Below are 26,367 nucleotides of genomic sequence, written 5' to 3'. Positions count from 1 at the left end.
CGTACGGGTGGCCACGGGGCCGAACTCCCCGCCCCGTCCGGGTGATTCCGCCCCGTCCACCCGCGTCCACTCGCCGCGCTCACTCACCGCTCCCCTCGGGGACCGCGGGCGCGGGCGCCCGGTCCCGCCCGAGCCGCAGTCGGGTCAGCAGGCCGCCGAGCGGACCGCCGAACGGCGGACCGACCCCTTCCGTACACGTGGTGGACTCCTCGGCCCGTGGCGCCGGGCGCACCCGCCTCGCCTCCTCCAGGAAAGTCCCCAGACTGGTGCTGTGCCAGCGGATCTCCTCCGGGTGATCCGCCAGCAACAGCCGCCCCACCGTCGACCGTGCCGCCTCGGATTCCGGAAACGCGCGGAAGAGGACCGGCGCCAGCCGGTTCAGATAGGCGCGTTCGTACACGTCAGGCACCAGTTCTGCGAGATGGGCCGCGTCGAGCACGCACCCCGCGACGGCCGCCCGCTCCCAGGGGTCCTCGCTCTCGTGCAGAAGATGGCCGATACGCCGGCCCCGCCAGTTGCGCGGACGCCGGTCGTCGCCCTCGTCCACCCCGGCGCAGAGTCCTCGCGGCAGCCGTCCGGTGCGCAGCCACGGCTCCCAGGAGGCGAACGACCGCAGATCATCGGCGAGATACAGCCACACCACCGTGCGGTAGCGGTTGAGGTAGAAGTGCACCGGTGCGATGAATCCCGCCTTGGCCAGCCGGGTGAACCGGCCCGGACTGACGGACAGCAACGCGGCTCCGTCGGCCGTGCCCACGGTCCGTACCCGCTCGCGCAGCGCGTCCGGGAACCCGTCGAGCGCCCGCAGCCGCTCGATCTCCTCCTGCCTGACCTGCCGCCGGCCGCCGGCCTTCCCGGCCTCGGTGCGGATGTGTCCGAGCTGCGTCGCGAGCTCGAACTCTCCGCGCTTCAGCTCCAGTTCCCGCGCGGCCCGGATGAAACCGACCGCACCCGCCCCGGTCTCCGCCGCCTCGGCCTCGGACCCGGCCTCAGCCCCGTACCCGAGTCCCACCCCGCCCCCGAGTCCGGCCCCGGCCCGGAATCCGGTCCCTCCCCTGGTCCCCGTCCGGACCGTGCCTCCGGTCCCCGCCGCGGCTCCGCCGCCGTCGCGTCCGGTCCGGACATGGGTCCGCGTTCCGCTGATGGACATGGTCGTCCTCCCCGTGAGTGATGACTACTCTCGGTGACGACGGTAGCGCGTCGAGGGCCGTTCCCGCCCAGCCTGTGGACAACTCCGGCAGCCGGTCGGAAAAGCTGGTCAGAGGCCGCTCAACGTGGTGTGGTCCGGCTGTCTCGCCGCGACGCCCAGGTGCTCCCCGACCCGGTTGACGAGCAGGGTCATCTCGTAGGCGACCTGGCCCACATCCGCCTCGGCCGCGGTCAGCACACAGAGGCAACTGCCGTCGCCCGCCGCGGTGACGAAGAGCAGCGCCTCGTCGAACTCGACCATGGTCTGCCGCGCCTTGCCCGCCCGGAAGTGGCGTCCCGACCCCCGCGCGAGGCTGTGCAGCCCCGAGGAGACCGCGGCGAGGTGTTCCGCGTCCTCGCGCGCCAGTCCCGTACTGGCCCCGGTCACCAGACCGTCGTTCGAGAGCACCAGCGCGTGCTTGATGTGCTCGACCCGTTCGGTCAGGTCGTCCAGCAACCAGTCAAGTCCCTTTTCAAGTGGCATTGCCGTCCCTCCCCGTGCAGATGTTCCCCATGTCCCCCCGCCGCCCGTAGCCTTCCGCACCGGCCGCCTCCGGGCAAGCGGAGGCCGGGACGAGCCGGGACAACAAGGCGTCGGTGCGTCACATCGCGCCGCGTCACCCCGCGCAGGAAGATATGGCCATGGCGACAAACATGAGCAAGGACGAGTGGCACGCCTTCGTCTCCGAAGGCACACGCACCGGCAAGCTGTCCACCGTACGGGCCGACGGATCCCCGCACGTCGCACCGGTCTGGTTCGTGCTCGACGGGGACGAACTGGTCTTCAACACGGGCAAGGAGACCGTGAAGGGCCGCAATCTGCGACGGGACGGTCGCCTCGCGCTCTGTGTGGACGACGAACGGCCGCCGTTCGGCTTCGTGACGGTCCAGGGCCGCGCCGAGCTGGACGAGGACCCCGAGCGGCTGCTCCACTGGGCGACGCGCATCGCCGCGCGTTACATGGGCGAGGAGCGCGCCGAGGAGTTCGGCAGGCGCAACGGCGTACCGGGCGAACTGCTGGTACGCGTAAGGGTCGAGAAGGCCGTGGCGTACGCCGGCCTGACGGACTGAACCGCCGGCCCACGCGGCGCGGCCCTGGGGGATCATGGCGCCATGGCCCATGACCACACACATGTACGGGAATTCTTCGGCGCTCGGGCGGCTGCGTGGGACACCCGCTTCCCCGACGACGGCCCCGCCTACGCGGCCGCCGTCGCGGCACTCGGACTGCGCCCCGGCGACACGGTGCTGGACGCCGGGTGCGGTACGGGGCGGGCGCTGCCGCCCCTGCGCGACGCCGTGGGCGGGACCGGCACGGTGCTGGGCGCCGATCTGACGCCGGAGATGCTGGCGGCGGCCGCACGGGCCGGGCGGCACCGCGCCGGACGGCTCCTGCTCACCGACGTGGCGCGGCTGCCGGTGCGCTCGCGGGCGCTGGACGCGGTGTTCGGCGCGGGCCTGATCGCGCATCTGCCCCGGCCGCAGGAGAATCTGCGGGAGCTGGCCCGGGCGGTGCGGCCCGGCGGCAGGCTGGCGCTGTTCCACCCCATCGGCCGGGCCGCGCTCGCCGCCCGGCAGGGCCGCCGGATCACCGAGGACGACCTGCGCGCCGAGCACCGGCTGCGCCCCCTGCTGGCCGGTTCCGGCTGGCGTATGGAGTCGTACACGGACGAGGACACGCGTTTCCTGGCGCTGGCGGTACGCACCGGCTGACGGGGCCCGGGCCGCCCCGTGCGCGCGTACACGGGCCCGGGCGCCGGAACCCCTCGGCAGCCGTAGGGCCTCTTCTGCCCAGGCCCGGGCGACCGTACGTTGGAAGGGTGGCCCGCTCAGCCGTGCGGTCCGCACCGTGCCAGGCAGCAGGGAAGGTGAACCCGGTGTTCAGCAGACTGCGCAGAATCCTCGTGTCGGACGGTGCCGCCGCACCGGCCGTGAATCGTCCCCGGCCGCGGCAGCACAACCTTTTCGAGGCCGCCGCCACCTATGTCTCCGCCTGCGCGGAGGACGACCAGCAGCAGATCGACGAGGCGGCGGGCTGGGTCTCGCCCGAGGCGCTCTCCTTCGGCGTCAACGAGCTGGCCTGCCGGGCGGTGATCGCGCTGGCCCGCGAGCGGGACGAGTCGCCGCGGGCCGTGGCCCGCAGCCTGCTGGGCCTGCCTGCCGCGTAAGGCAGGCATAAGGCCGGCGTGAGGCCGGCGTGAGGCTCGCTTGAGGACCGTGCAAGACTCGCTTGCGGACCGTGTCCTCCCACCTCTCGACGCCCGGGTTACCGACTGGTTAGGGTGCGCCGACAGGCCGCCTGGGCCGGCAGGCAGTCAGGATGAGGAGGTGCCGTGGTTGCGACGGACGACCCCGTGGACGACGACGCGCTGTTCGTGCTGACCGCCGCGCTGCTGACCCCCGCGCGGTTCCCGGCGGTGCTGGGCGACGACTACGCGCAGGCGTGTGCCGCGCTCGGGCTGGAGCCGTACCCCGACGGGTACGGCCTGGTCATGGGCCAGGACGGCACGGGCGCCCGGTGGACGGTGGTGGTGGACGACGTCTCGCTGGTCGCCGTCGCGATCGCGTCCTGGGACTGCGGGATGGCCTACGACCTGTCGCCGGACGAACGTACCGTCGTCTCCGCGCTGCCCGGCTGGCCCATGGCCCTGGCCGTCGCGGCACCGGGCGTACCCGCCCCGCACGACCCGGAACCGGAAGCCGCCGAGGACTCCGGGGCCGCGGCGAGCGCCGTACGACTGCCGCTCTCGCCACCCGACACCACGACATGGGGCCCCGCACAGCGGCGCCTCGGGGCGGACGAGGTCGCGCTCCAATGGGCGTCGTGGCGGGAGCAGTTCGAGGCCGTAGGGAACGCCGAGGAGCCCGCTGATCCCCGCGGCAGCGCCGCCCCCGCGGCCGGTGAAGCACCCGAGGCGGACGAAGAGAGCCCCGAGGCAGCCCCGGCAACCGGGAACGGTGATACGCCGACGCCCTCGCATCCGGGGGTGGTGCGTGCCCTGGCGGAGCTGCGCGCCTACGTGGAACCCGGCACTGCGCCGCCGCTCGGCCGGGTCCGGTCCGGCTTCGCCCCCGACGAGGCGCGGACACTGCGCGCCGACGGCCCCGGCTGGTCCTTCGTGGCCAGGACCGACGACATGGCGTTCGTGCTGCTCGACGAGGAGCCGGGCGAGGTGCTGCCGGTCGGGCGCGGCTCCGAACTGCCGGGGCTGCTCACCGCGCTCGACAGGATCGCCGTACGCCCGGCCTGAGGCCGGTGCGGCACCGGGTCACAGGGGCTTCTGCAAGAACCGGCTGTCCGGATGGTCGCGGTAGACACCGAAGCCCGTGGTCGGCACGTAACCGCTCGACAGGTAGAGCCCGACGGCCTCGGGGAGCACGTCGCCGGTCTCCAGGACCATCCGCACCCGGCCCGCGGCCCGCGCGCTCCCCTCCAGCTCGGTCAGGATCCGTCGGGCCAGCCCGCGCCCGCGCGCCTCGGGGACGACGAACATCCGCTTCACCTCCGCGTCCCCGCCCTCGTACCCCTCGGCCACGGCGTCCTGGGACCGCCAGCCCCCGGAACCGACGGGCGAACCGCCCCGGTACGCGACGAGGAACAGCCCCAGCGGCGGGTCGAAGTACGACGGGTGCAGCAGCGTCGTGTCGTCGTGGCCGAAGCGTTCGCGGTACTCCGCCTGCACCTGGTCGCTGAGCTTGACGGCGTCGGGGTGGTCGAAGGCCACGGTGTTGATCTGCACAGCCGACCAGCCTAGGCGGTCCGCCGACGGAACCGGAAAACGCGTGCGCGGATCGCGCACGCGAGCGGCCGGGAGCGGACCCCCACCCGGCACCCCGCACGGGCCACCTCGCACGGACCGCCTCGCACGAACACCCCGCATGCGGGAGGCCGGGACCGGCTCACTCCGGCTCCCGGACCCCCGCAGTACGCGCTACGGCCCGCCGCTCAGCGGCCCAGCTCCTTGCGGCTGATCCTGCGCAGCCTGCGGCGCTGCGACGGGTCCAGCATCAGATACGCGGCTGTCGGCACACCTATCACCACCAGCAGCGAGAACCAGAATCCGATCAACGGCATCAGAAGAAGGCCAACGGCCACTCCCCCAATGGCGATCTTCGCGCTTGTCGACATCTCGACGCCTCCTTCGCGGCGTGGCCGCTCTCTGCTCACTGAACGCACGCGGTCTTCCGCCAGTTCCACTATGCGCCCGCGCGCAGCGGTTCGCCGACGTCGTGCAGGTGACCGAGCGCCTGGCGGTACGACTCGACCAGTCCGGTCTCGGTGTACGGGACCCCCAGCCTCCGGCAGTGCGCACGCACCAGCGGCTGCGCCAGTCGCAGATGGGGGCGGGGCATGCTGGGGAAGAGGTGGTGCTCGATCTGGTAGTTCAGCCCGCCGAGGAACCAGTCCGTGAGATGGCCGCCGCGGATGTTGCGCGAGGTGAGGACCTGGCGGCGCAGATGGCCCCAGTCCGCGCAGTTCTCCGGGTCCGGCATCTCCATGCCCTTGTGGTTGGGCGCGAAGGCCATCCCGAGGTGCAGCCCGAGGAGCATCTGGTTGATCATCGCGAAGACCACGGCCTGCCCGGCGGTGAGCGTGGTCAGCAGCAGCGTGACGTAGCCGACGACATGGGCCAGGAGCAGCAGGCCCTCCGTCGCCCTGCGCCGGGCCGGCACGCGCTCCTTCCGCGAGAGGACGGCCTGGAAGCCGTAGACCTTGAGGGCGATGCCCTCCAGGGTGGTCAGGGGGAAGAACAGCCAGGCCTGGTGGCGGGTGAGCCAGCCGCGCAGCCCCGAGCGTCCCTCGGTCTGGTGCCGGGTGAAGACGAGGATGTCCGCGGCGACGTCCGGGTCCTTGTCGATGTGGTTGGGGTTGGCGTGATGCCGGTTGTGTTTGTCGTTCCACCATTTCTGGCTCATACCGAGCAGGAGATTGGCGTGCACGAGCTGGATGAGGCGGCTCTTCCTGCGGTCGGCCGTGATCTGGGAGTGCCCGGCGTCATGGGCGACGAATGCCATCCGCGCGGAGACGAGGGACAGCGGCGGCGCCAGAAGCAGTGCCCACCAGGAGGGGCCGACCAGGACGAGTCCGACGACGATCGCGGCCAGCAGGAGGAGGTTGACGGTGATTCCCCGGGTGTACCAGGCGGCGCGACGCTCCAGAAGCCCCTGTTCCCTCACCGTCCTGAGGAGGGGCGCGAAGTCACTGCCGCTCGCACGGGGCGCGCGGGCAGGTATGGGCTCCGCGGCGGGGGCGGCGAGAGGTGCGGCGGCTCGGGGCATGTCGGTCTCCGGTCTGTCGGCCGAGATGGGTACGGGACGGGTACGGGCGGGGACGGGGACGGGGCGGGTACGGAAGGGTTCGCGCGCACCGCGCTCGACCTCATGAAACGTACGGCGGTACGGGATACCCGGACCATGGCGCCACCCTCCGGAACGGGGCGGGGGTCTCCCGGGGGCGGGGGTGGTGCTGAGTACACCCCGACCGCCCGCGGGGTGATTCAGGTCATGGCCGTGACGGCGCCGCGCGACGGCACGGGTGAGGTACTCTCGGCGGCTCCGAACCCGCAGTAGTCAAATTTGAGGAATGCGTCTTCGCTGTGCACAGGCTTCCCGCGGCAACGCTCTCCCGGACCACCGAACTCGCCCGCTGTTCCACCGTCTTCCTCCCCTCGGACCCGCCCCGGGCCGGCCGGATCGCCTACTGGCACGCCGACGGCACGGCGCCGCCGGCCGCTCCCGGCTCGCCGGGGGAACTGGCCGTCGTCGACGCCGGTGGACGCCTCGTCACGGTCACGGCCCTGCTGGTACCCGTCGCCGACGCGCTCCCCGCGCTGACCCGGTGCCGCGCCGCGCCCGGCGCGTCGCCGTCGGCCGCGTTCTGGGGCTCGGCCGCCCTGCTCGCCCTGCAACTCGTCGCCCGCGGACTGCTGCTGCCCGGCCTCACCGCCTCGGACCACGACAGCTGGCGGGCCGGTCCGCTCACCGCACCGGACCTGGAGCGGGTACGGGCGCTCGCGGCGTCGATGCCGCCGGCCGCGCACTCCGTCCCGCTGCACTCCGTCCCCCAGCCCGCCGCATCCGGCGCCGCCGTCTCCGGGGCAGCCGTTTCCGAAGCCACCGCGCGGGAGCCCGGGACGCTTCTGCTCCCCGCCCAGGAAGGGCTGTTGAGGGACTTCCTGGACGCGGTCGCGGACACGCTCCCGCGGACGCCCGCCGCGCCCGTCGTCGCCGGAAGTGCCGCCTTCGCCGCATCCGCCGAGACCGCATCCGCCGACACCACCACCGCATTCGCGTCCGCCACGCCGGAACCGCGCCGCTTTCCCGAACTGCGCGGATGGGCCGCCGATGTGGCCGCCGGGCACGACGCGGGCGTACGGCTCTCGCTCCGTGTGGAACTGTCCGGCCTGCCCGGTCTCATGGCCCCGGACGCTCCGCCCGGTGCCGTCGAGCCGCCGCCGGCCGGCACCGACCCGGCCGCGGGGGCCGGGGCCGTCTTCCGCGCCGTGCTCCAGATGCACAGCGTCAGCGACCCCACTGTCGTCGCCGACGCGGCCGACGTGTGGACCGGCGCCGCGGGTACGGGCTTCGCCCCGCGCGCCCGGATGGACGCCCTGCTCACCCTGCGCCGCGCCGCCCGCGCCTGGCCGGCGCTCGCCCCGCTGCTCTCCGCCGCCGCGCCCGACGCGCTCGACCTCGCGGACGAGGAGGTCGCCGAGTTGCTGGGAGCGGCGTCGGAGGCGCTCGCCCAGGCCGGCGTCGAGGTCCACTGGCCCAGAGAACTGGCCCGGTCCCTGACGGCGCACGCCGTGATCGGACCGTACGGCGGGACCGACGGACCCGACGGAACCGACGGCAACGACGGACCGGGCCCGGACGGGCTCGCGGGCGGCGCGCTGCCCTCCTTTCTCTCCGCCGACGCCCTGCTCGCCTTCGACTGGCACTTCGCGCTGGGCGACCGGCGGATCGACCGGGCCGATCTCGACCGCCTCGCCGAGGCGAGCCGCCCCCTCGTGCGGCTGCGCGACCAGTGGGTGCTCGTCGACCCGGCGGAGGTCAGGCGCGCCCGGGAGAGCCAGGACCGTAAGCTCACCCCGGTCGACGCGCTCGAAGCCGTCCTGACCGGCTCCACGGAGGTCGCGGGCCGCCGGATCGAGGTGCGGGCGGCGGGATGGCTCGCCGCGCTCCGCGACCGGATCGCCGACCCGGCCGCGGCGGAGCCCGCGATCGGCCAGCCCGCGGCGCTCGCCGCGACCCTGCGCGACTACCAGGTGCGCGGGCTCGACTGGCTGCACCGGATGACCTCACTCGGTCTCGGCGGCTGTCTCGCCGACGACATGGGCCTCGGCAAGACCATCACCCTCATCGCGCTCCATCTGCACCGGCAGACCGACCCGGCGGCCGCCGGCCCCACCCTGGTCGTCTGTCCGGCCTCGCTGATGGGCAACTGGCAGCGTGAGATCGAACGGTTCGCGCCCGGCACCCCCGTACGCCGCTTCCACGGCGCCGCCCGCGCGCTGGACGGCCTGGCGGACGGGGAGTTCGTCCTCACGACGTACGGCACGATGCGGCTGGACGCCGAGCGGCTCGCCGGGACGGACTGGGGGCTGGTCGTCGCCGACGAGGCGCAGCACGTCAAGAACCCGTACTCGGCCACCGCCAAGCAGCTCCGCGTTCTCGGGGGCCGGGCCAGGGTCGCGCTCTCCGGCACCCCCGTGGAGAACAACCTCTCCGAGCTGTGGGCGATCCTCGACTGGACGACCCCCGGACTCCTCGGCCGCCTCGGCACCTTCCGTACCCGCTACGCGCACTCCGTGGAGCGCGGCGACGATCCGGCGGCGGCCGAGCGGCTGGCGGCGCTGGTCCGCCCGTTCCTGCTGCGCCGCCGCAAGTCCGACCCGGGCATCGCGCCCGAGCTGCCGCCCAAGACCGAGACGGACCGGGCGGTCTCCCTGACGGCGGAGCAGACCGGACTGTACGAAGCGGTGGTACGGGAGACCCTCGCGGCGATCTCGGCGGCGGACGGCATGGAGCGGCGCGGAATGATCGTCGCCCTGCTGACCTCGCTCAAACAGATCTGCAACCACCCCGCGCAGTATCTGAAGGAGGAACGGCCGCGCCTCGCGGACCGCTCCGGAAAGCTGGAGCTGCTGGACGAACTCCTCGACACGATCCTGGCGGAGGGCGCGAGCGTCCTGGTCTTCACCCAGTACGTGCGGATGGCGCGGCTGCTGGAGTCCCATCTCGCGGCGCGCGGCGTGCCGACGCAGTTCCTGCACGGCGGAACCCCCGTCCCGGAGCGCGAGGCGATGGTGGACCGCTTCCAGAACGGTGAGGTACCGGTGTTCCTGCTGTCGCTGAAGGCGGCGGGCACCGGGCTCAACCTGACCCGCGCCGAACATGTCGTGCACTACGACCGCTGGTGGAACCCGGCCGTCGAGGCGCAGGCGACGGACCGCGCGTACCGGATCGGCCAGCACCGGCCGGTACAGGTCCACCGGATGATCACCGAGGGCACCATCGAGGACCGCATCGCGGAGCTGCTGGCCCGCAAGCAGCGGCTGGCCGACGCGGTGCTGGGCGCCGGCGAGGCCGCGCTGACCGAACTGACCGACGCCGAACTGGCGGACCTGGTGGAGCTGCGAGGGAGCGCCCGATGAGCAACGGTACGGAACCGGACGGCACCGAGCGGACGTTCGCCGCGCTGCCACCGGCCCGTGGCCGCGGTTTCGCGGCGACGTGGTGGGGCCGGGCCTGGCTGAAGGCGCTGGAGGACACGGCGCTCGACGGCCAACAGCTCAAGAAAGGGCGGCGGACGGCCCGCGAGGGCGCGGTCGGCGCGGTCTCCGTACGGCCCGGCCGGATCACCGCGGTCGTCCAGGACCGGGACGGCACCGCACAGCGCAGCGATGTCCTGCTGCAGCGGCTGAGCGACGAGGAGTGGGACCGCTTCCTGGACATGGCGGTCGACCGGGCCGGTCATATCGCGGCGCTGCTGGACCGGGAGATGCCACCGCACCTGGTGGAGGACGCGGCGGACGTCGGGATCGAGCTGCTGCCCGGTATCGGCGACCTGGATCCGGAGTGCGGCTGTGAGGCGTGGGACCACTGCCCGCACTCCGCGGCGCTCTGCTATCAGATGGCGAGACTGCTGGACCAGGATCCGTTCCTGCTGTTGCTGCTGCGCGGCAGGAGCGAGCGGGGGCTGCTGGACGAACTCCAGGTACGGAGTGCGGCGCGGGCCGCGCGGACGCGCCGGCGCGCCGAGGACGACGGCGCGGACCGTGCGGAGGGGCCGGCCTCCGTCGGGCGCGGCGGTCCGGGCCGGCCCGGCGGTCCCGACGGCGTCCGCGCGGTCGCGGCCTTCGCCGCGGCCGGCCTCGTCCCTCCGCCGCCCGCTCCCCCGGAACCGCCGGACGGGCCCGGGCGGCCGCCGGCGCTCGACACGGAGGCCGCGCCGCCCGCCGGGATCGACGCCGGTGCGCTGGAGTTCCTGGCCGCCGACGCGGCGGCGCGGGCCCTGCGGCTGCTCGCCGGGGCGCTGGAGCCGGACCACCACCTCGCGCCGTACGAGACGGAGCCGGCCGCCGGCCAGGACGGGGTACGGCTCGCCGCCGCGAGCGGTGGCGAGCGGTTCGCGGCGCGGCTGGCCACCGGCACCGGCCGGACGCGGGCGGAGCTGGACCTCGCCGTACGGGCCTGGCGGTACGGCGGCGCCGCCGCCCTCGCCGTACTGGAGGAGGAGTGGACCCCGGAGCCCGAGGCGCTGGCGCGGGCCGTGGCGGCACTCGACACGGCGTGGGAGGACGGGGAGCGGCCGGGGCTGCGCTCCGTCGGCCAGGGCCGGTGGACCGTGCCGGGCGCGGGGGTCCAGCTGCGGTACGGACGGGACGGGCGCTGGTGGCCGTACCGCAAGGAGCGGTCCCGCTGGGCGCCGGTGGGACCGGCGGACCACGATCCGGCGGCGGCGCTGGCGGAGGCGTTCGCACCGGAAGCTGCCGAGCCGCCGCCGTCCAGGACCCCTGGCGCCTGAGGCGAGGGCCACGCACGGACGAGGGGAACACGGGCGCTGGAGGGGAACTCCTCGCCCGCGCAGGGCGCTTGCCGCGCCGGGCCACCGGGGTCACCATGGTCACGTCCGGTGGAATCCGACCGGGGAGGCCGCGATGTCCGACACCTGGGTGGCGCTGGAAGCCGGCGCCGACCCGGCCGAGCGCCGTGGCGCGCTGCGCAGGGCATACGAGTCGTTCGCGACCGCGGGCCGGGTGGACCGGCCCGTACGGTCCGTGGTGGCGGCCTCCTGGCGGCGGTCGGCGCGGGCCCGGGTCAGCCCGGAGGGCACGGCGGCCGTCGAACTGTCCGACGACGAGCTGGCCGCGTACCGGGACGGACATCCGCTCGCCCGGGTGATGCCGGTCATTCGCGAGTTGACGGGTGAGTACGCCCTGGACGGCGAGCATCTGATGGCGGTGTGCGACGCGTACGGCCGGCTGCTCTGGGTCGAGGGCCACTCTACGACGCGGCGGCTGGCGGGCCGGATGAACTTCGTCCCCGGCGCGCGCTGGGCGGAGGCGGTGACCGGTACGAACGCCCCGGGCACGGCGCTCGCCGTCGACCGCCCGGTGCAGGTCTTCACGGCCGAGCACTTCCAGCGTCCCGTGCACCCGTGGACCTGCGCGGCGGCGCCCGTCCACGACCCGTACAGCGGGCGGCTGCTGGGCGCGGTCGACATCACCGGCGGCGACCGGCTGGCCCATCCGCACAGCCTGGCGTTCGTCGGCGCGGTCGCGCGGGCCGCGGAGTCGCAACTGGCGCTGGCCGCGCCGCCGCCCGCCGCCGACTCCGTACGGCTTTCCTCGCTGGGCCGGGACGAAGCGCTGCTCGTGGCCGGCGGCCGGAAGATCCGGCTCAGCCGGCGGCACAGCGAGATCCTGACGCTCCTCGGGCACCGCCCGGAGGGCGTCGCCGGGGACGAGATGCTGGTGGAGCTGTACGAGGACGAGTCGGTCACCCCGGTCACCCTGCGCGCCGAGCTCTCCCGGCTGCGCGCACTGCTCGGCCCGGGGATGCTGCGCTCCCGCCCCTACCGGCTGGCGGCGCGGGTCGACGCGGACTTCGACACGGTGACCCGGCGGCTGGCCTCGGGTGCGGTGACCGCCGCGATGAGCGCGTACGCCGGGCCGCTGCTGCCCGCGTCGCGGGCGCCCTCGGTCGTACGGCTGCGGGAGCGGCTGGCCGGCCAGGTGCGGGCCGCGCTGATCGCCCGCGGTGACCCGGGGCTGCTGGCGGACTGGGCGTACAGCCCCTGGGGCGAGGACGACCTGCCCGTATGGCGGGCGCTGGCCGCCGCGCTCCCCGTACCGCAGCGCCCCGCGGCCCAGGCGCGCGTCCGCGAACTCGACGCGTGGCAGCGCGCTTGACGCGTCGACGGCGCGCCTGACGCGTGGCAGCGCACTCGACGTGGCAGCGCCGCACTCGACGCATGGAAGCGCGCTCGATGCCACGGCCGCGCCTGACGCGTCGAAGGCGCGCCTGACGGCAGACACCCGGCCCGCCCGACGCCGCGTCGGAGTCCCGGGGCCCTCCCGGAGCCGCCTCGGAGCCCTCCCGGGGCCTGCCGCGAGCCGGCCCGCCACCGCGCCACCGCCCTGCCGCGCCCGCAGGCGAAACCGGGCGTATCTCCTTACTGTCGGTGGAGAGAGTGCCCCCACGCGTGGCCGACCGGACCCGCCGGACCGCCCCGGGCGCCTCACCGGAACCGGAGGAGCCCGCATGCCGGAGCTGTTCATCGGCGGCACCTGGACCGCGGCCGTCGGCGGGCAGGTGCGGGAGATCCGCTGCCCCGCGGACGGCACCCTGGTCGGCACGGTCGATGAGGCCGGGCCGCCGGACACCGCCGCCGCCATCGCGGCCGCCCGGGACGCCTTCGACCGCGGCCCCTGGCCCACCACCCCGGCCGCCGAGCGCGGCTCACTGCTGCTGCGCGTCGCGGATCTCCTCGAACGCGACAAGGCGGCGCTCGCCCGAGCCGAGTCCCTGGACACCGGGAAGCGGCTGGTGGAGAGCGCGTACGACATGGACGACATCGCCAAGTGCTTCCGCTACTTCGGCCATCTGACGGCCGCGGGCGGCACGGACCGGGTGGTGGACACCGGTGATCCGGCGGTGGACAGCCGGGTGGTGCACGAGCCGGTCGGTGTGTGCGCGCTGATCACACCGTGGAACTATCCGCTGCTCCAGACCTCCTGGAAGGTCGCCCCCGCGCTCGGCGCCGGCAACACCTTCGTCCTCAAGCCCAGCGAACTCACCCCGCACACCGCCGTCCTGCTGATGCGGCTGCTGGCCGAGGCCGGACTGCCCGACGGGGCCGCCAACCTGGTCCTGGGCGCCGGACCGACCGCGGGCGGACCGCTCAGCACGGATCCGCGGGTCGACATGGTGTCGTTCACCGGCGGTCTGGTGACCGGACGGCACATCATGGCCGCCGCGGCGGCGACCGTGAAGAAGATCGCCCTGGAGCTGGGCGGCAAGAACCCCAACATCGTCTTCGCCGACGCCGACTACGAGGCGGCCGTCGACTACGCGCTGACGGCGATCTTCCTCCACTCGGGCCAGGTCTGCTCGGCGGGGGCACGGCTGCTGGTCCAGGAGGAGTTGCACGACAGGTTCGTGACGGACCTGGTGGAGCGGGCGCGGGCGATCCCGATGGGCGGCCCGTTCGACGAACACGCCCGTACGGGACCCCTGATCTCCGCCGCACACCGCGCCAAGGTCGAGGCGTACGTGGCGGCCGGGCTCGCCGACGGCGCGGTGCTGCGCTGCGGTGGCGCCCGCCCCGACGACCCTGCGCTGCGCGACGGCTTCTTCTACCTGCCGACCGTGCTGGACGAGTGCGCGCCGGGCATGTCGGTGGTCCGCGACGAGTCGTTCGGCCCCGTGCTCACCGTCGAGCGGTTCCGAGACGAGGAGGAGGCGGTCGCGCTCGCCAACGACACCGTGTACGGGCTGGCCGGAGCGGTCTGGTCGCGGGACGTGGGCCGGGCGCACCGAGTGGCGTCGCGGCTGCGCGCCGGCACCGTATGGATCAACGACTTCCAGCCGTACGTGCCGCAGGCGGAATGGGGCGGTATGAAGCAGTCCGGTTTCGGCCGTGAGCTGGGCCCGGCTGGGCTGGCCGAGTACCAGGAGGCCAAGCACGTCTGGCGCAATCTCTCCCCGAAGCCCCTGGGATGGTTCGAATGAGCGACGGGCCGGGGCAGGAGCCGGCGGATCCCGCGCTAGGGGCGCGTACGGCCGGCGAGAACCAGAGCCAGGACGACGACTCGCTCAAGGCGTTCGGCTACCGGCCGGAACTGAAGCGCACGCTGGGCAACTTCCACACCTTCGCGGCCGGGATCAGCTACATCTCGATCCTGACGGGAACGTTCCAGCTCTTCTACTTCGGGGTCAAGTTCGCCGGTCCCGGCTACTGGTGGTCGTGGCCGATGGTCTTCCTCGGCCAGCTCATGGTGGCGCTGTGCTTCTGCGAGCTGGCCGCCCGCTACCCGGTCGCCGGCTCGATCTACAACTGGTCGAAGAAGCTCGGCGGCCCGCATCTGGGCTGGCTGGGCGGGTGGATGATGACGACGGCCACGATGGTCTCGCTCGCCGCGGTGGCCCTCGCGTACCAGATCACACTGCCGCAGATCTCCAGTGTGTTCCAGGTCGTCGGGAACGGCACCGGGCCGACCGACGCGGCGGCCAACGCCGTGCTGCTCGGCACCGTCCTGATCGTCTTCACCACACTCGTCAACGCCTTCGGCGTCAAGCTGATGGCGCAGATCAACTCGGCCGGGGTGATGATCGAGCTGATCGCCGCCATCGTCCTGATCGGCTTGCTGGCGGCGCACATCACCCGGGGCCCCGGCGCGATCGTGCAGACCGACAGCTACGGCGCGGGCGAGTCGCTCGGCTACCTCGGCGCCTTCCTGACCGCCTCGCTCGCCTCCGCGTACGTGATGTACGGGTTCGACACGGCGTCGTCGCTGGGCGAGGAGTCGCTCAACCCCAGCCGCAACGCGCCGCGGGCGATCCTGCGGGCGCTGATCGCGTCGTTCCTCATCGGCGGGCTGATCCTGCTGTTCGCGCTGCTGTCCGTGCCGGATCTCCAGTCCCCGAGCCTGTCGGTGGACGGGCTGCAGTACGTGGTGCTCTCCACGCTCGGCCCCACCGTCGGGCAGATCGTGCTGTGGTGTGTGGTCGTCGCCATCACGGTGTGCGCGCTGGCGGTGCACGCGGCCGGTATCCGGCTGGCGTTCGCGATGGCCCGGGACAACGGCCTGCCGGCGTCCCCGTGGATCGCCCGGGTCAGCCCGCGGTTCGGGACGCCGGTGGTACCCGCCGTCTTCATCGGGATCGTCGCCGTCGTCATCCTGGTGATCAACATCGATCAGCCGCAGATCTTCTCGGTGATCACCAGCATCGCGATCATCATGATCTACCTGGCCTATCTGATGGTCACCGCACCCATGCTGGTCCGCCGGCTGCGCGGGAGGTGGCGGCCCGCCGAGGGCCACTTCTCGCTCGGCAGGTTCGGGCTGCCGGTCAATGTCCTCGCCGTGCTGTGGGGTGCCGCCATGTCGCTCAACCTGGCCTGGCCCCGGCCGGAGGTGTACAACGCGACCGGTCCGCACCACTGGTACCTGCAGTGGGGCGCGTTCCTCTTCGTCGGCGTCGTCGCGATCGGCGGCTTCACCTACTACTGGTTCGTCCAGCGCAAGCACACCGGCGTACTGGAAGCACACCGGTCTCCCTGCCCCTGAAGCACACCGGTCTCCTGACCTGATGGCCCCTGTCCCTCCCCGAGCCTGGAGCAGCGATGTCCCCGGAGAACACCGCGCACCCGTACGACTATGTGGTGGTCGGCGGCGGTACGGCGGGAGCCGTCGTCGCCGCCCGGCTCACCGAGGACCCGGACGTGACCGTCTGCGTCATCGAGGCCGGCCCCTCGGACGTCGGTGACGAGAGCGTCCTGCGGCTCGACCGGTGGATGGCGCTGCTGGAGTCCGGTTACGACTGGGACTATCCGGTCGAGCCGCAGGAGAACGGCAACAGCTTCCTGCGGCACGCCCGCGCCAAGGTCCTCGGCGGCTGCTCCTCGCACAACTCGTGCATCGCCTTCTGGGCGCCCGCCGAGGACCTCGACGAGTGGGGGGCGCTGGGCTGCACGGGATGGAGCGCGGCGGAGTGCTTCCCGCTGTACCGGCGGCTGGAGACCAACGACGCGCCCGGTGACCACCACGGCCGCTCCGGCCCGGTCACCATCCGCACCGTCCCGCCGGACGACCCGTGCGGCAGCGCCCTGCTGGAGGCGTGCGCGGCGGCGGGCATCCCCGTCACACCGTTCAACACGGGTACCACGGTGGTACGCGGCGCGCACTGGTTCCAGATCAACGCGCGGGAGGACGGTACGCGGTCCTCGGCGTCGGTGTCGTATCTGCACCCCCTGATCGGCAGACGGCCGAACCTGGAGATCAGGACCGGGCTCACCGCCCAGCGGCTGACGTTCGGCGAGGACCGGCGGTGCACGGGCGTCGAGTACCTGGAGCCCGACACGGTCCACACCGGCGCGGTCACCGCGCGGCGCGAGGTGATCGTGTGCTGCGGGGCGATCGACTCGCCGAAGCTGCTGATGCTGTCCGGCATCGGCCCTGCCGAGCATCTGCGCGACACCGGCGTGGACGTACGGGTGGACTCCCCCGGCGTCGGCTCGCACCTCCAGGACCATCCGGAGGGCGTGATCATGTGGGAGGCGAAGCGGCCCATGGTCACCTCGTCCACCCAGTGGTGGGAGATCGGCATCTTCGCCGACACCGAACCGGGTCTCGACCGGCCGGACCTGATGTTCCACTACGGCTCCGTGCCGTTCGACATGAACACGTTCCGGCGCGGCTATCCGACCTCGGAGAACGCCTTCTGCCTCACCCCGAACGTGACCAGGGCGCGCTCCCGGGGCACGGTCCGGCTCCGTACCCGCGACTTCCGGGACAAGCCCGAGGTGGACCCGCGCTACTTCACGCACGAGCACGACATCCGGGTGATGACGCACGGGCTCCGTCTCGCCCGGGAGATCACCGCCCGGCCGCCGATGGCCGACTGGACCGGCGCCGAACTGGCGCCGGGGCCGGGCGCGCGCTCCGACGAGGAGTTGTTCGCGTACATCCGCGACACCCACAACACGGTCTACCACCCGGCGGGCACGGTCCGGATAGGCCCGCCGGGCGACCCGGACTCGCCGCTCGATCCGTGGCTGCGGGTCAAGGGGGTGAGCGGGCTGCGGGTGGCGGACGCCTCCGTGATGCCCTTCCTCACGGCCGTCAATCCGTGTATCACCACGATGATGATCGGCGAGAAGTGCGCAGACATGATCAAGAGCGGCCAAACCGCCCCCGGCTGACCCCGGCTGCGGCAACCTGTTTGCAACGTACGAGTCCCTAGCGTGCGGCTGGGCGTCGTCCAACGGCGGGCGGCGCCGGAGAACCGGGAGGCCACAGAGATGACCCGTTACGCAGCGCCCGGCACCGAGGGCGCCATCGTCTCGTACGAGTCCCGCTACGACCACTGGATCGGTGGCGCGTACGTCCCGCCGGCCCGTGGCCAGTACTTCGAGAACCCCAGCCCGGTCAACGGCCGCCCGTTCACCGAGATCGCCCGCGGCACCGCCGACGACGTGGAACGCGCCCTGGACGCGGCGCACGGCGCGGCCCCCGGCTGGGCCAGGACCTCGGCGGCGGAGCGGGCCGGCGTGCTGAACCGGATCGCCGACCGGATGGAGGCCCATCTGGAGGAGCTGGCGGTCGCGGAGAGCTGGGAGAACGGCAAGCCGGTACGGGAGACGCTCGCCGCGGACATCCCGCTCGCGATCGACCACTTCCGTTACTTCGCGGGGGCGTTGCGCGGCCAGGAGGGCACCCTCAGCGAACTCGACGACGACACGGTCGCGTACCACTTCCACGAGCCGCTCGGTGTGGTGGCGCAGATCATCCCGTGGAACTTCCCGATCCTCATGGCGACATGGAAGCTGGCACCGGCGCTGGCCGCGGGGAACGCCGTGGTGATCAAACCGGCCGAGCAGACCCCGGCCTCGATCCACCTCTGGATGAGTCTGGTCGCCGATCTGCTGCCGCCGGGTGTCGTCAACATCGTCAACGGCTTCGGGGTCGAGGCGGGCAAGCCCCTGGCGTCCAGCCCGCGCGTGGCGAAGGTCGCGTTCACCGGGGAGACCACGACGGGCCGGCTGATCATGCAGTACGCCTCGGAGAACATCAAGCCGGTCACCCTGGAGCTCGGCGGCAAGAGCCCGAACCTCTTCTTCGACGATGTCTGGGCCGCCGACGACGACTTCCGCGACAAGGCGCTGGAAGGCTTCACGATGTTCGCCCTGAACCAGGGCGAGGTGTGCACCTGCCCCTCGCGGGCCCTGATCCAGGACGGGCACTACCACGAGTTCCTCGCGGCGGGTGTGGCCCGTACGGAGGCGATCGTGCCGGGCCATCCGCTGGACACGGACACGATGATCGGCGCCCAGGCGTCCAACGACCAGTTGGAGAAGATCCTCTCGTACCTGGACATCGGCCGCCAGGAGGGCGCGAAGGTCCTGACGGGCGGGGACCGGATCGAGTACGACGGCGAGCTGGCCGGCGGCTACTACGTCCAGCCCACGATCTTCGAGGGCCACAACCGCATGCGGATCTTCCAGGAGGAGATCTTCGGCCCCGTCCTCGCGGTGACGTCGTTCAGCGACTTCGACGACGCGATCAAAACGGCGAACGACACCCTGTACGGGCTCGGCGCGGGCGTCTGGACCCGGGACATGAACACGGCGTACCGCGCGGGCCGTTCGATCCAGGCGGGCCGCGTCTGGACGAACTGCTACCACGCGTATCCGGCCCACGCGGCCTTCGGCGGCTACAAGCAGTCGGGCATCGGCCGTGAGAACCACCGGATGATGCTGGACCACTACCAGCAGACGAAGAACCTCTTGGTCTCGTACTCGCCGAAGAAGCTGGGCCTCTTCTAAGGGCGGGAAAAGGGCGCCTGAACAGGGCAGTTGCCCGTCAGGCGCCCCTCTCAACGCACATCTAAGCCACGAGTCGAAACGCGCCCTTACTCCCGATATCTCCCACCTGTATCCCAGACCTGACCAGCAGTTCCGGGGCATTTCCGGGCCAAGGCTTCGCCAAGGCGCTCTCCGCTTCGTCATCGTCCGTGGCCTCCTCCCATCGCCGCATGGAATTTTCGATCAGGGTGTTGGCGTGGTTCCGCGCTTCAGCCAGGAACTTGGCGTAGTAGCGGAAGAGGACCTGGATGCTCTGCCCGGCCCGGCGCGCACACTCTGCGGGGTCGACGCCGGAAGCCGACCAGAATGAGATGCCGGCGTGGCGCAGGTCGTATGGACGCTTCGCCAGGTTAAGAGCGTGCTCGTCAAGCGTTAGAGCAGCCTCACGCGCTCGCCCCCAGGTGATGCCGTACGCCGAGGCGTCGATGTAGTTCCCCTCTGCGTTGTGGAACAGGCGTCCGTCGGGTGCAACACCGAAACTTCGTATGTGCTCGCGCAGCATGCGAACGAGCACTGGCGGAATCGGCACCGGACGTGTCGCCTTGGCTGCCCGCCGTTTCAGGGAGTGGATCTCGTGGACGGCGCCGTCATCCGTCCACTCCTTACCGGCAGTCACGACGCCGCCCTTCAGGTTCAGAAGGCCCCAGCCGCTCGCCGGCAGACGGCACTGGGATTTTCGGCGATGGATCACTTCGGCTGGGCGCATGGCGGCGTAATACATGCAGCCGAAGAAGGCGTACAGGTGGGGGCCACGGCCCGGCAGACCCCTTACTGCGGCAAGCAATCAGGCAATCTGAGCAGGGTTCGGCACGCAGTCGGGATCGACTTCATCGGCAGCTTCCGGCGCCCTCCAGCGAAGGCCGCTCAGTGGATTCTGCGCGAAGTATCCGCGTTCAACGGCTACACCAAACACCTCGTTGACCGCAGCCTTCTTTCGCTTCACGGTTTTCGCGGCAGCGGCCTGCCCATCGACCTTCCGACAGAGCGCGTCGAAGCCACGCCGCAGCACATCGGGATCATCCAGCTCACCTACAGGCAGCGAGTGGCGCTGTAGCCAGTCCAATGCTGCCTGCCACTCTTCTGACGCATCGGACTTCCAAGCGTTCTTGTTGAAGGCCCAGGAGTAGAGCGCTCGCCGCAGCACGCGGGGCTCTCGACAGCTGGCTCCTGGCTCCACGAAGGCCGGCGTGATGGTCGCCAAGGCATCTGCCAGCGTGCGTCGCGTGTTCCCTGGTGTTCGGTCCCACCGTTGCTCGATGTACTCCCGGGCCAGGACGTACCATGTGGTCCGCTGCTTCAGGGCCCGAAGTTCGGAGGCGGGCAGACCCGTCCGGGAATCGAAGGGTTCGCCGTCCCGAGCGGCGGTCATGAGCTTGGCGCGACGGCTCTCCGCCAGCCCCTTGGTGAGGAAGGACTCTGACTTTTCACGCCCGTTGACCGTCCAACGGACCTCAAATCCCTTGCGGCGGTCGGGCCGCTCACGAATGTCCCAGAACCGGACCCTGTAACTCATCGCCATTCAGGCGTATTCCTTTCGCACGCCTCCCACCACGCATCCAAGTCAGCGCGGCGGCAGCGCAGTTCACCATTGGGTAGCTTGATCATTCGGGGTGCCTGGCCGCGAGCACGCAGGCGATAGAAGGCCGATTGGCTCATCCGGATTTCCACTAGAACCTCGGCGAGCTTGAGCGCAGGTGGACGAGCCATTGATGTTTCCTCGGGATTCCGGATTTGTCGGCAGCCCAAAGCGGCAGCGCCGCAACTTGCACCCACTCCGTCACTGCTGATGGGCAGGCTCTGCCAGTTGCGAGGGGGAGGGCGCCGACATGAAGGTCTGTAGTGTCCGAAGGGCTCCACCGCCAAGCGCAGCCGCTGCGAACACCCTCAATGGTCGTCACGATCGCCGGTTTGGCTAACCGGCGATCGTGGTCTATGTTGTGCGCCGCATCAGATGAATCCGACAGCTCCTCGGGCTGGCCATAGTCCGGACGCCAGCCGGTTTGAGCGCAGAGCTGGGGTCGCACCGTCCGCAACGAGCACCACCAGTCCGTCATCGGTCCGCCGGTCAAGATTCCCCACCACGACACGCTCAGGAACTCTGATGGCACGCATTACATGCCGAGTTGCAGCTCCGGGGGGGGCGCCGCAGCATGTGCGAGGACGGCCCTATCGCGGCGATAGCCGCGTAGCAGCAGATCCTTGCTGAAGAGGCCGGCAGCGCAGACAAACAAGGGCAGCCCGGTGGACACGACTCCGTAGTACTTGTGACCGAACCAATCGTTCAGTGCGCCGAACGCAAAGAGGACAGGGGAAGTGAAGCCGGTGGAGGGAACAGCGGAATCCAACAGACCATCCTCCTAAGAAGTCATCTCATTTGGCTGGGTAGGCTGTCAGTCGTGGCGAGGATCGTTGAGCGGCTGGTGCCGGATGAGCTGTGGGAGCTGTTCCAGCGGGTGGTTCCGGAGGCGCCAACGCGGCCTCAGGGCGGGGGCCGGCGTCGGCACGGTGACCGCGAAGTGCTGGCCGCGATCGTCTTCGTGGCAACCTCGGGCTGCACGTGGCAGCAATTGCCGACTGCGGTGTTCGGGCCGTCCGGCGCGACGGCTCACCGGCGTTTCACCGAGTGGTCGAAGGCCCGGGTGTGGGCCAGGCTCCACCGCTTGGTACTCGACGAACTCGGATCCCGCGGCGAGTTGGACTGGTCGCGGTGCGCGATCGACTCGGTGAACATGAGGGCGATGAAAAGGGGGAGCTGACAGGTCCGAATCCTGTAGACCGGGGTAAGTACGGGTCGAAGATCCACCTGATCACCGAGCGCGCCGGTCTGCCCTTGTCAGTCGGTATATCCGGTGCGAACCTGCACGACAGTCAGGGCCTGGAGCCGCTCGTGCGGGGTATCCCACCGATCCGCTCGCGATGCGGGCCGCGCCGCCGCAAGCCCGCAAGCTGCACGGCGACAAGGGGTACGACTACCGCCACCTGCGGCAATGGCTCCGTGCGCGGGGTATCACGCACCGCCTGGCCCGACGCGGCATCGAGTCCTCGGCCCGCCTGGGCCGTCACCGCTGGGTCGTAGAGCGGTCCGTGGCGTGGCTCGCCGGCTGCCGCAGACTCCACCGCCGCTACGAACGCAAAGCCGAACACTTCCTCGCCTTCGCCGCCATCGCCTGCACCCTCATCTGCTACCGCCGACTCACCAAATGAGATGACTTCTTATAGACCAGGTTCGCCACCGAAGGGCCCCTTCCGTACAGAGGATCGGACCCTATCTGTCATCAAACCCTGTCAGCAATCACCATCGGATCTGATTGGATACGAACCGCCGCGAACCCCCGGATTGCACGGGTCCATTGGACACGTCGACCACCTGTCGTTTGACGACATGTTGGCTGGTTGCGGCCGAAGGGTGAGGGAGGTGTGAACCGGCGTTCGTGGCCCCCCGTAGTACCTGTTAGACCGGCTGCGCCTGCTACCGACGGCCGACTTCACTCCAGGGAAACGGGAGGCCGAGCAGTGCAGCGACAAGAGTGGCGCCGCCGTGGTGAGGGCAGTCGCGGGGAGGGCCCTGAGTCATGCCCCTGGAACAGCACAAGCGTCAGTCGGGTCAGCTTTGCAGACCGAAGGAATGGATCGGGGAGTTCGGCTTGAAGCCGATACGCGGGTAGACGGGCGCCCCGGCAACGGTCGCGTGCAGGGTGGCACGCGTCAGCCCTGTGGCCCGGAAGCCCTCGTGTAGTGCCTTACGGGTGACTGCTTCACCATAGCCCCTGCGCTGCCATTCCGGTTCCGTGGCAACCAGTACGACAAAGAGGCGGCCGTCTGCGGCGACGGTGCCGGCGCATGCCACGGGGAGGTCGCCGCGCATGGCCAGGTAGGCATGCACCTCGCTCTTCCAGAGCGCGGAGCCGACAAGTCCGTCGCGGCCATCCTCAAGAGGAAAGCCGTAGCCGCGTGAGTTGATGTCCGCGTACGCCTGCAGCTGTGCGTCGGTGGACACCCGCACAAACGTCAGGTCCGGGTGAACAGGATCAGGGATCGGAAGGATGTCGCCGGCCATACCGGTGCCGGTGAAGTAGTACTGCAAGCCTGCCTGCTTGGCGGTTTCCTCCAGGGTGGAGCGGGCCCCCTCGTCGAGCAGGTCTTCGAAGAGCCACAGAAAGCCCGGGCGCTTCTTCGTCCGCATGATGTCTGCTGTCTGGGTCAGACGATGCCGAAGGAGCTTCTCATCGGCGCCCACATCGGTCAGAGTGATGGCGTTCCAGAGCGCGAACCGGCTGTCTGCCCACCGGACAGCGATGCCGGGAAGGTCACGCACGTCCGCATCCGCATCCCGGTCGAGCAGCATCGCCCGCCATGCCACGGCAAGCTGCTCCATCGACTCGATAGATTCCGCAAGGTCTGTCATCGTGTCTCCTCACATTGCTGTGAATCTCATGCGACATGATATTTCGCCACGTGGGGTCAGCGGGGGTCTTTGTTTCTATTCATCTGCCGAGGTCTCTCGTAGTCCGCCGGGCAGGGGCCCGTCGACGTGCTGTTTCCGCATGAGACGGGGGATGTCAGAGCTGGTGAGGGGCGTCGGTGATGTCGTTGTCTGGTCATGCTGATTGATGTGGCGCCGGAGACGCCGCGGGTGCTGTCCCGTTGGCTGAGTGGGTGGGGTGATCTTCTGGTTGATCGTGCCGGAGGGGGATCGTCCGTGGTGAGTGAGGTTTTCTGAGTGAAGATCACTTCCAGTGGTAGTTGAGGACGAGGGCGGCGCGGGCTATGTCGCCGATGCGGCAGGGGTTCAGGGTGATTCGCTTCAGCGTGCGCCAGCGTTCCCTGAGTTCGGCGACGGTGCGCTCACCGAGGGTGCGAAGTCTCTGACCAGAGCGTTCGTGGTGCGGGTATCGCTGTCGAGGGCTCGTTCCGATTTTCCTTTCGGGCGGCGGACCGGGACATGGATGCCGATGCCGGCGCCGATGTAGCCCTTGTCGGCCAGAGTTGGCAGGCCGTCGGCGGCCGCCTTGTACAGCGCGGGCAGAACGTGCAGCCGGGCAACGGTGATGTCCGGGGTGGGGCCCGGCTCGGCATCGGAGACCCACAGCGGGGTGCCGTCCGGGGCGGACAGGAACTGGACGTTGCCGCCGAAATTCTTGTGTTTCTGGCTGAACCACAGGTCGTTGCCGTTGCCCCGGGTGCCGGTGACGCGGTCGCTCTCGATGAGCATGCCGTCGAGGATCACGTGGGCTCATCCCCAAGCCCGGTGGTCAGGCGCCGGTAGTCGTCGTCGAGTTCGCGGCACCAGCGGTCCAGGTCGACGCCCGGTTTTTCGGACAGGCCGAGGCTGCGGCACACTCGGGTGCGGGCGTTTTCCCAGGCATCGTCCTGGAGCAGGGCTTTGCGGGGGTCGCCCCACTTGTCCAGGCCGGGTACGAACACGTCGTTGCGGCGCAGGGCACCGCGCAGGGCTTCGGCGGTGCCGACGATCCAGGCGTGCTTGTCGACGCCGCCGGCCATCTCGCCCTCGGTGGGGAACACCTTCGTCTGCCAGGTGGGGCCGAGGTGCCCCACGGGGACGGACGGGAACAGCTCGCTCTGGCGGCTCTTGCCCAGGGTCCGCTCCAGCTTCGGCAGGAACGCCAGCGCCTCCATCAGGGCGCCTGCCTCTTCGAGGCACTCCAGGCCGAGGTGTTTCGCCAGGCGCCGTAGGGTCTGGTTGATGGTGCGGTAGCGGGAGGTCAGTTCGGCGGCGATGGTCTCGGCCTCGGGCCGGGCGAGTTCGCTGAGGTTCCCCCGGGATGCGGAGGATGGTGACAGAGGGTCAGATGGGACTCATGAGAGGAACTCTGACCATGGCCGCACCGAGGAAATATCCGCTGGAGTTGCGTGAGCGTGCGGTGCGGATGTATCGCACTGCGGATCCGAAGCCGCAGATCAAACGGCTGGCCGCAGATCTCGGGGTGCATCCCGAGGCTCTGCGCGGCTGGATCCGCCAGGCCGAGACTGATGCCGGCGAGCGCGACGACCGGCCCACCACCACCGAGCGCGAGGAGCTCACGGCCCTGCGCAAGGAGAACGCCCAGCTCAAGCGGGCGAACGAGATCCTGCGGACAGCCTCGGCTTTTTTCGCCGCGCAGCTCGACCCGACCCGGCCCAGGTGACGGCGCTCTTCGACGAGCATCCGTACCTGGAGGTTGAGCCCGCACTCCGGGAACTGCACATCGCCTCCTCCACTTACTACCGCTGGCGCCGTGCCGGGAAGGAACCGTGCGAACGGATCCGCCGGGACGCGGAGCTGACCGATCAGATCACGCGGATCCATACGGACTCCGGTGGGATCTACGGCTCGCCGCGCGTCCACGCTGTCCTGAAGCGTGAGGGAGTGCGCGTGGGCCGCAAGCGGGTCGAGCGGTTGATGCGCGAGGCCGCCCTCGCGGGCGTCAGCCCGCGCCGCAGCGGCTTCACGCGCCGGGATCCCAAGGCCACCCTGGCCCCGGACCTGGTCAACCGGGACTTCACCGCCCCCGCACCGAACCGGCTGTGGGTCACCGACCTGACCGTGATCCCGACCGGTGAGGGGCCCTTGTGGCTCTCCGCGATCCGCGACGCGTTCTCCCGCCGGGTCGTGGCCTGGGAAACCTCCGCCCGCGCGGACGCCGACCTCGTCCTGTCGTCGCTGGAGTACGCCCTGGCAAGCCGCGAAGTCCAGCCCGGACAGCTTGTCCATCACGCCGACCACGGCTGCCAGTACACATCCATCAAGCTCACAACACGCCTGCTGAGAGCGGGGATTGAGGCATCAATAGGGTCAGTGGGCGACTCGTACGACAACGCCCTCGCCGAGAATCTGTGGATGCTCGTCAAAACCGAGTGCGTCCGCGGTCGTGTCGTCGCCACCCGGGCCAAGGCGAACCTGGCGCTGTTCGAGTACATCGACGGCTTCTACAACAGTCGGCGCATCCAGAAACGGCTCGGCTTCCTCAGCCCCATCGAGTTCGAGGAGAAGTACTACGCAGAACAAGCGACGGCCGAACAAGCGAACCTGAAACCCCGCCAACCCGTCCTGACCAGCTAATCAGCACCTCCCGCACAGCGGGGGA

At 70.9% G+C, this 26,367-nt stretch carries 24 protein-coding genes and 1 pseudogene; 14 read left to right on the top strand and 11 right to left on the bottom strand.

The window, feature by feature from the left end; all coding sequences use genetic code 11:
• Positions 1-79 precede the first annotated feature (79 nt).
• Positions 80-1,150 carry a DUF6397 family protein gene (locus ACFTZC_RS36195; RefSeq protein WP_382897381.1) on the bottom strand — a complete coding sequence of 357 codons (1,071 nt, stop codon included), beginning with the start codon at positions 1,148-1,150 and terminating at the stop codon, positions 80-82.
• 108 nt (positions 1,151-1,258) lie between these two features.
• Positions 1,259-1,672: a roadblock/LC7 domain-containing protein gene (locus ACFTZC_RS36190; RefSeq protein WP_329822723.1), complete on the bottom strand. Its 414-nt coding sequence runs from the start codon at positions 1,670-1,672 to the stop codon at positions 1,259-1,261.
• Positions 1,673-1,830: 158 nt separating this feature from the next.
• Between ACFTZC_RS36190 and ACFTZC_RS36185 the strand changes: the two genes are divergently transcribed.
• From ACFTZC_RS36185 to ACFTZC_RS36170, 4 genes are all read left to right on the top strand, one after another.
• Positions 1,831-2,259: a PPOX class F420-dependent oxidoreductase gene (locus tag ACFTZC_RS36185; protein WP_382897378.1), complete on the top strand. Its 429-nt coding sequence runs from the start codon at positions 1,831-1,833 to the stop codon at positions 2,257-2,259.
• A 42-nt stretch (positions 2,260-2,301) separates the two neighbouring features.
• A complete protein-coding gene (locus ACFTZC_RS36180) occupies positions 2,302-2,901 on the top strand; it encodes a class I SAM-dependent methyltransferase (RefSeq protein WP_382897375.1) in 600 nt (199 codons plus the stop codon).
• A 164-nt stretch (positions 2,902-3,065) separates the two neighbouring features.
• Complete coding sequence (locus tag ACFTZC_RS36175; RefSeq protein ID WP_382897372.1) at positions 3,066-3,356, top strand: hypothetical protein; 291 nt, start codon at positions 3,066-3,068, stop codon at positions 3,354-3,356.
• A gap of 165 nt (positions 3,357-3,521) precedes the next feature.
• The gene (locus tag ACFTZC_RS36170; RefSeq protein ID WP_382897370.1) at positions 3,522-4,439 is read left to right on the top strand and encodes a hypothetical protein; all 918 of its coding nucleotides are present in this window, start codon (positions 3,522-3,524) and stop codon (positions 4,437-4,439) included.
• 18 nt (positions 4,440-4,457) lie between these two features.
• Here ACFTZC_RS36170 and ACFTZC_RS36165 read toward each other — a convergent pair whose 3' ends face one another.
• From ACFTZC_RS36165 to ACFTZC_RS36155, 3 genes are all read right to left on the bottom strand, one after another.
• On the bottom strand, positions 4,458-4,928 hold the full coding sequence (locus ACFTZC_RS36165; RefSeq protein WP_382897367.1) for a GNAT family N-acetyltransferase: 471 nt from the start codon (positions 4,926-4,928) through the stop codon (positions 4,458-4,460).
• Positions 4,929-5,134: 206 nt separating this feature from the next.
• Complete coding sequence (locus ACFTZC_RS36160) at positions 5,135-5,317, bottom strand: hypothetical protein (protein WP_329822718.1); 183 nt, start codon at positions 5,315-5,317, stop codon at positions 5,135-5,137.
• 68 nt (positions 5,318-5,385) lie between these two features.
• A complete protein-coding gene (locus tag ACFTZC_RS36155) occupies positions 5,386-6,468 on the bottom strand; it encodes an acyl-CoA desaturase (protein WP_382897364.1) in 1,083 nt (360 codons plus the stop codon).
• Positions 6,469-6,785: 317 nt separating this feature from the next.
• Between ACFTZC_RS36155 and ACFTZC_RS36150 the strand changes: the two genes are divergently transcribed.
• The 7 genes from ACFTZC_RS36150 (at position 6,786) to ACFTZC_RS36120 (ending at position 19,243) form a co-directional block, all read left to right on the top strand.
• On the top strand, positions 6,786-9,845 hold the full coding sequence (locus tag ACFTZC_RS36150) for a DEAD/DEAH box helicase (protein ID WP_382897361.1): 3,060 nt from the start codon (positions 6,786-6,788) through the stop codon (positions 9,843-9,845).
• Entirely contained in the window at positions 9,842-11,218 is a 1,377-nt protein-coding gene (locus tag ACFTZC_RS36145) for an SWF or SNF family helicase (RefSeq protein WP_382897360.1), read from the top strand. The genes ACFTZC_RS36150 and ACFTZC_RS36145 overlap by 4 nt, the downstream gene beginning before the upstream one ends.
• Positions 11,219-11,351: 133 nt before the next feature.
• Complete coding sequence (locus ACFTZC_RS36140; RefSeq protein WP_382897357.1) at positions 11,352-12,605, top strand: GAF domain-containing protein; 1,254 nt, start codon at positions 11,352-11,354, stop codon at positions 12,603-12,605.
• A gap of 352 nt (positions 12,606-12,957) precedes the next feature.
• Positions 12,958-14,427, top strand: a complete 1,470-nt coding sequence (locus tag ACFTZC_RS36135; RefSeq protein ID WP_382897355.1) for an aldehyde dehydrogenase family protein — start codon at positions 12,958-12,960, stop codon at positions 14,425-14,427.
• A complete protein-coding gene (locus tag ACFTZC_RS36130; RefSeq protein ID WP_382897352.1) occupies positions 14,415-15,986 on the top strand; it encodes an APC family permease in 1,572 nt (523 codons plus the stop codon). Before ACFTZC_RS36135 ends, ACFTZC_RS36130 begins: the two co-directional genes overlap by 13 nt.
• Before the next feature lie 56 nt (positions 15,987-16,042).
• Entirely contained in the window at positions 16,043-17,620 is a 1,578-nt protein-coding gene (locus ACFTZC_RS36125; protein ID WP_382897350.1) for a GMC family oxidoreductase, read from the top strand.
• A 99-nt stretch (positions 17,621-17,719) separates the two neighbouring features.
• A complete protein-coding gene (locus ACFTZC_RS36120; protein WP_382897347.1) occupies positions 17,720-19,243 on the top strand; it encodes an aldehyde dehydrogenase family protein in 1,524 nt (507 codons plus the stop codon).
• Between the two features lie 61 nt (positions 19,244-19,304).
• On the opposite strand, the gene ACFTZC_RS36115 is transcribed toward ACFTZC_RS36120, so the two are convergent.
• The 3 genes from ACFTZC_RS36115 to ACFTZC_RS36105 all read right to left on the bottom strand — a co-directional run bounded on the left by ACFTZC_RS36115 (position 19,305) and on the right by ACFTZC_RS36105 (position 20,989).
• On the bottom strand, positions 19,305-20,003 hold the full coding sequence (locus ACFTZC_RS36115; RefSeq protein ID WP_382897345.1) for a hypothetical protein: 699 nt from the start codon (positions 20,001-20,003) through the stop codon (positions 19,305-19,307).
• Between the two features lie 63 nt (positions 20,004-20,066).
• Positions 20,067-20,801 carry a hypothetical protein gene (locus ACFTZC_RS36110; RefSeq protein ID WP_382897342.1) on the bottom strand — a complete coding sequence of 245 codons (735 nt, stop codon included), beginning with the start codon at positions 20,799-20,801 and terminating at the stop codon, positions 20,067-20,069.
• Complete coding sequence (locus ACFTZC_RS36105; protein ID WP_382897339.1) at positions 20,792-20,989, bottom strand: helix-turn-helix transcriptional regulator; 198 nt, start codon at positions 20,987-20,989, stop codon at positions 20,792-20,794. The genes ACFTZC_RS36110 and ACFTZC_RS36105 overlap by 10 nt, the downstream gene beginning before the upstream one ends.
• Positions 20,990-21,687: 698 nt before the next feature.
• Between ACFTZC_RS36105 and ACFTZC_RS36100 the strand changes: the two are divergent.
• A pseudogene (locus ACFTZC_RS36100) lies at positions 21,688-22,486 on the top strand (IS5 family transposase).
• A 400-nt stretch (positions 22,487-22,886) separates the two neighbouring features.
• Here the strand turns inward: ACFTZC_RS36100 and ACFTZC_RS36095 are convergent.
• From ACFTZC_RS36095 to ACFTZC_RS36085, 3 genes are all read right to left on the bottom strand, one after another.
• Complete coding sequence (locus ACFTZC_RS36095) at positions 22,887-23,687, bottom strand: GNAT family N-acetyltransferase (RefSeq protein ID WP_382897336.1); 801 nt, start codon at positions 23,685-23,687, stop codon at positions 22,887-22,889.
• A 399-nt stretch (positions 23,688-24,086) separates the two neighbouring features.
• Positions 24,087-24,509, bottom strand: a complete 423-nt coding sequence (locus ACFTZC_RS36090) for a transposase family protein (RefSeq protein WP_382897333.1) — start codon at positions 24,507-24,509, stop codon at positions 24,087-24,089.
• On the bottom strand, positions 24,506-24,919 hold the full coding sequence (locus tag ACFTZC_RS36085) for a hypothetical protein (protein ID WP_382897330.1): 414 nt from the start codon (positions 24,917-24,919) through the stop codon (positions 24,506-24,508). The genes ACFTZC_RS36090 and ACFTZC_RS36085 overlap by 4 nt, the downstream gene beginning before the upstream one ends.
• Before the next feature lie 200 nt (positions 24,920-25,119).
• On the opposite strand from ACFTZC_RS36085, the gene ACFTZC_RS36080 reads away from it, so the two are divergent.
• Entirely contained in the window at positions 25,120-25,428 is a 309-nt protein-coding gene (locus ACFTZC_RS36080; RefSeq protein WP_382897328.1) for a transposase, read from the top strand.
• Positions 25,425-26,342, top strand: a complete 918-nt coding sequence (locus ACFTZC_RS36075) for an IS3 family transposase (protein ID WP_382897325.1) — start codon at positions 25,425-25,427, stop codon at positions 26,340-26,342. Before ACFTZC_RS36080 ends, ACFTZC_RS36075 begins: the two co-directional genes overlap by 4 nt.
• The last annotated feature ends 25 nt before the right edge of the window (positions 26,343-26,367 follow it).

It is taken from the genome of Streptomyces sp. NPDC056987 (assembly GCF_042673865.1).
Classification (GTDB): Bacteria; Actinomycetota; Actinomycetes; order Streptomycetales; family Streptomycetaceae; genus Streptomyces.
This window is presented reverse-complemented; position numbering and strand designations above follow the sequence as displayed.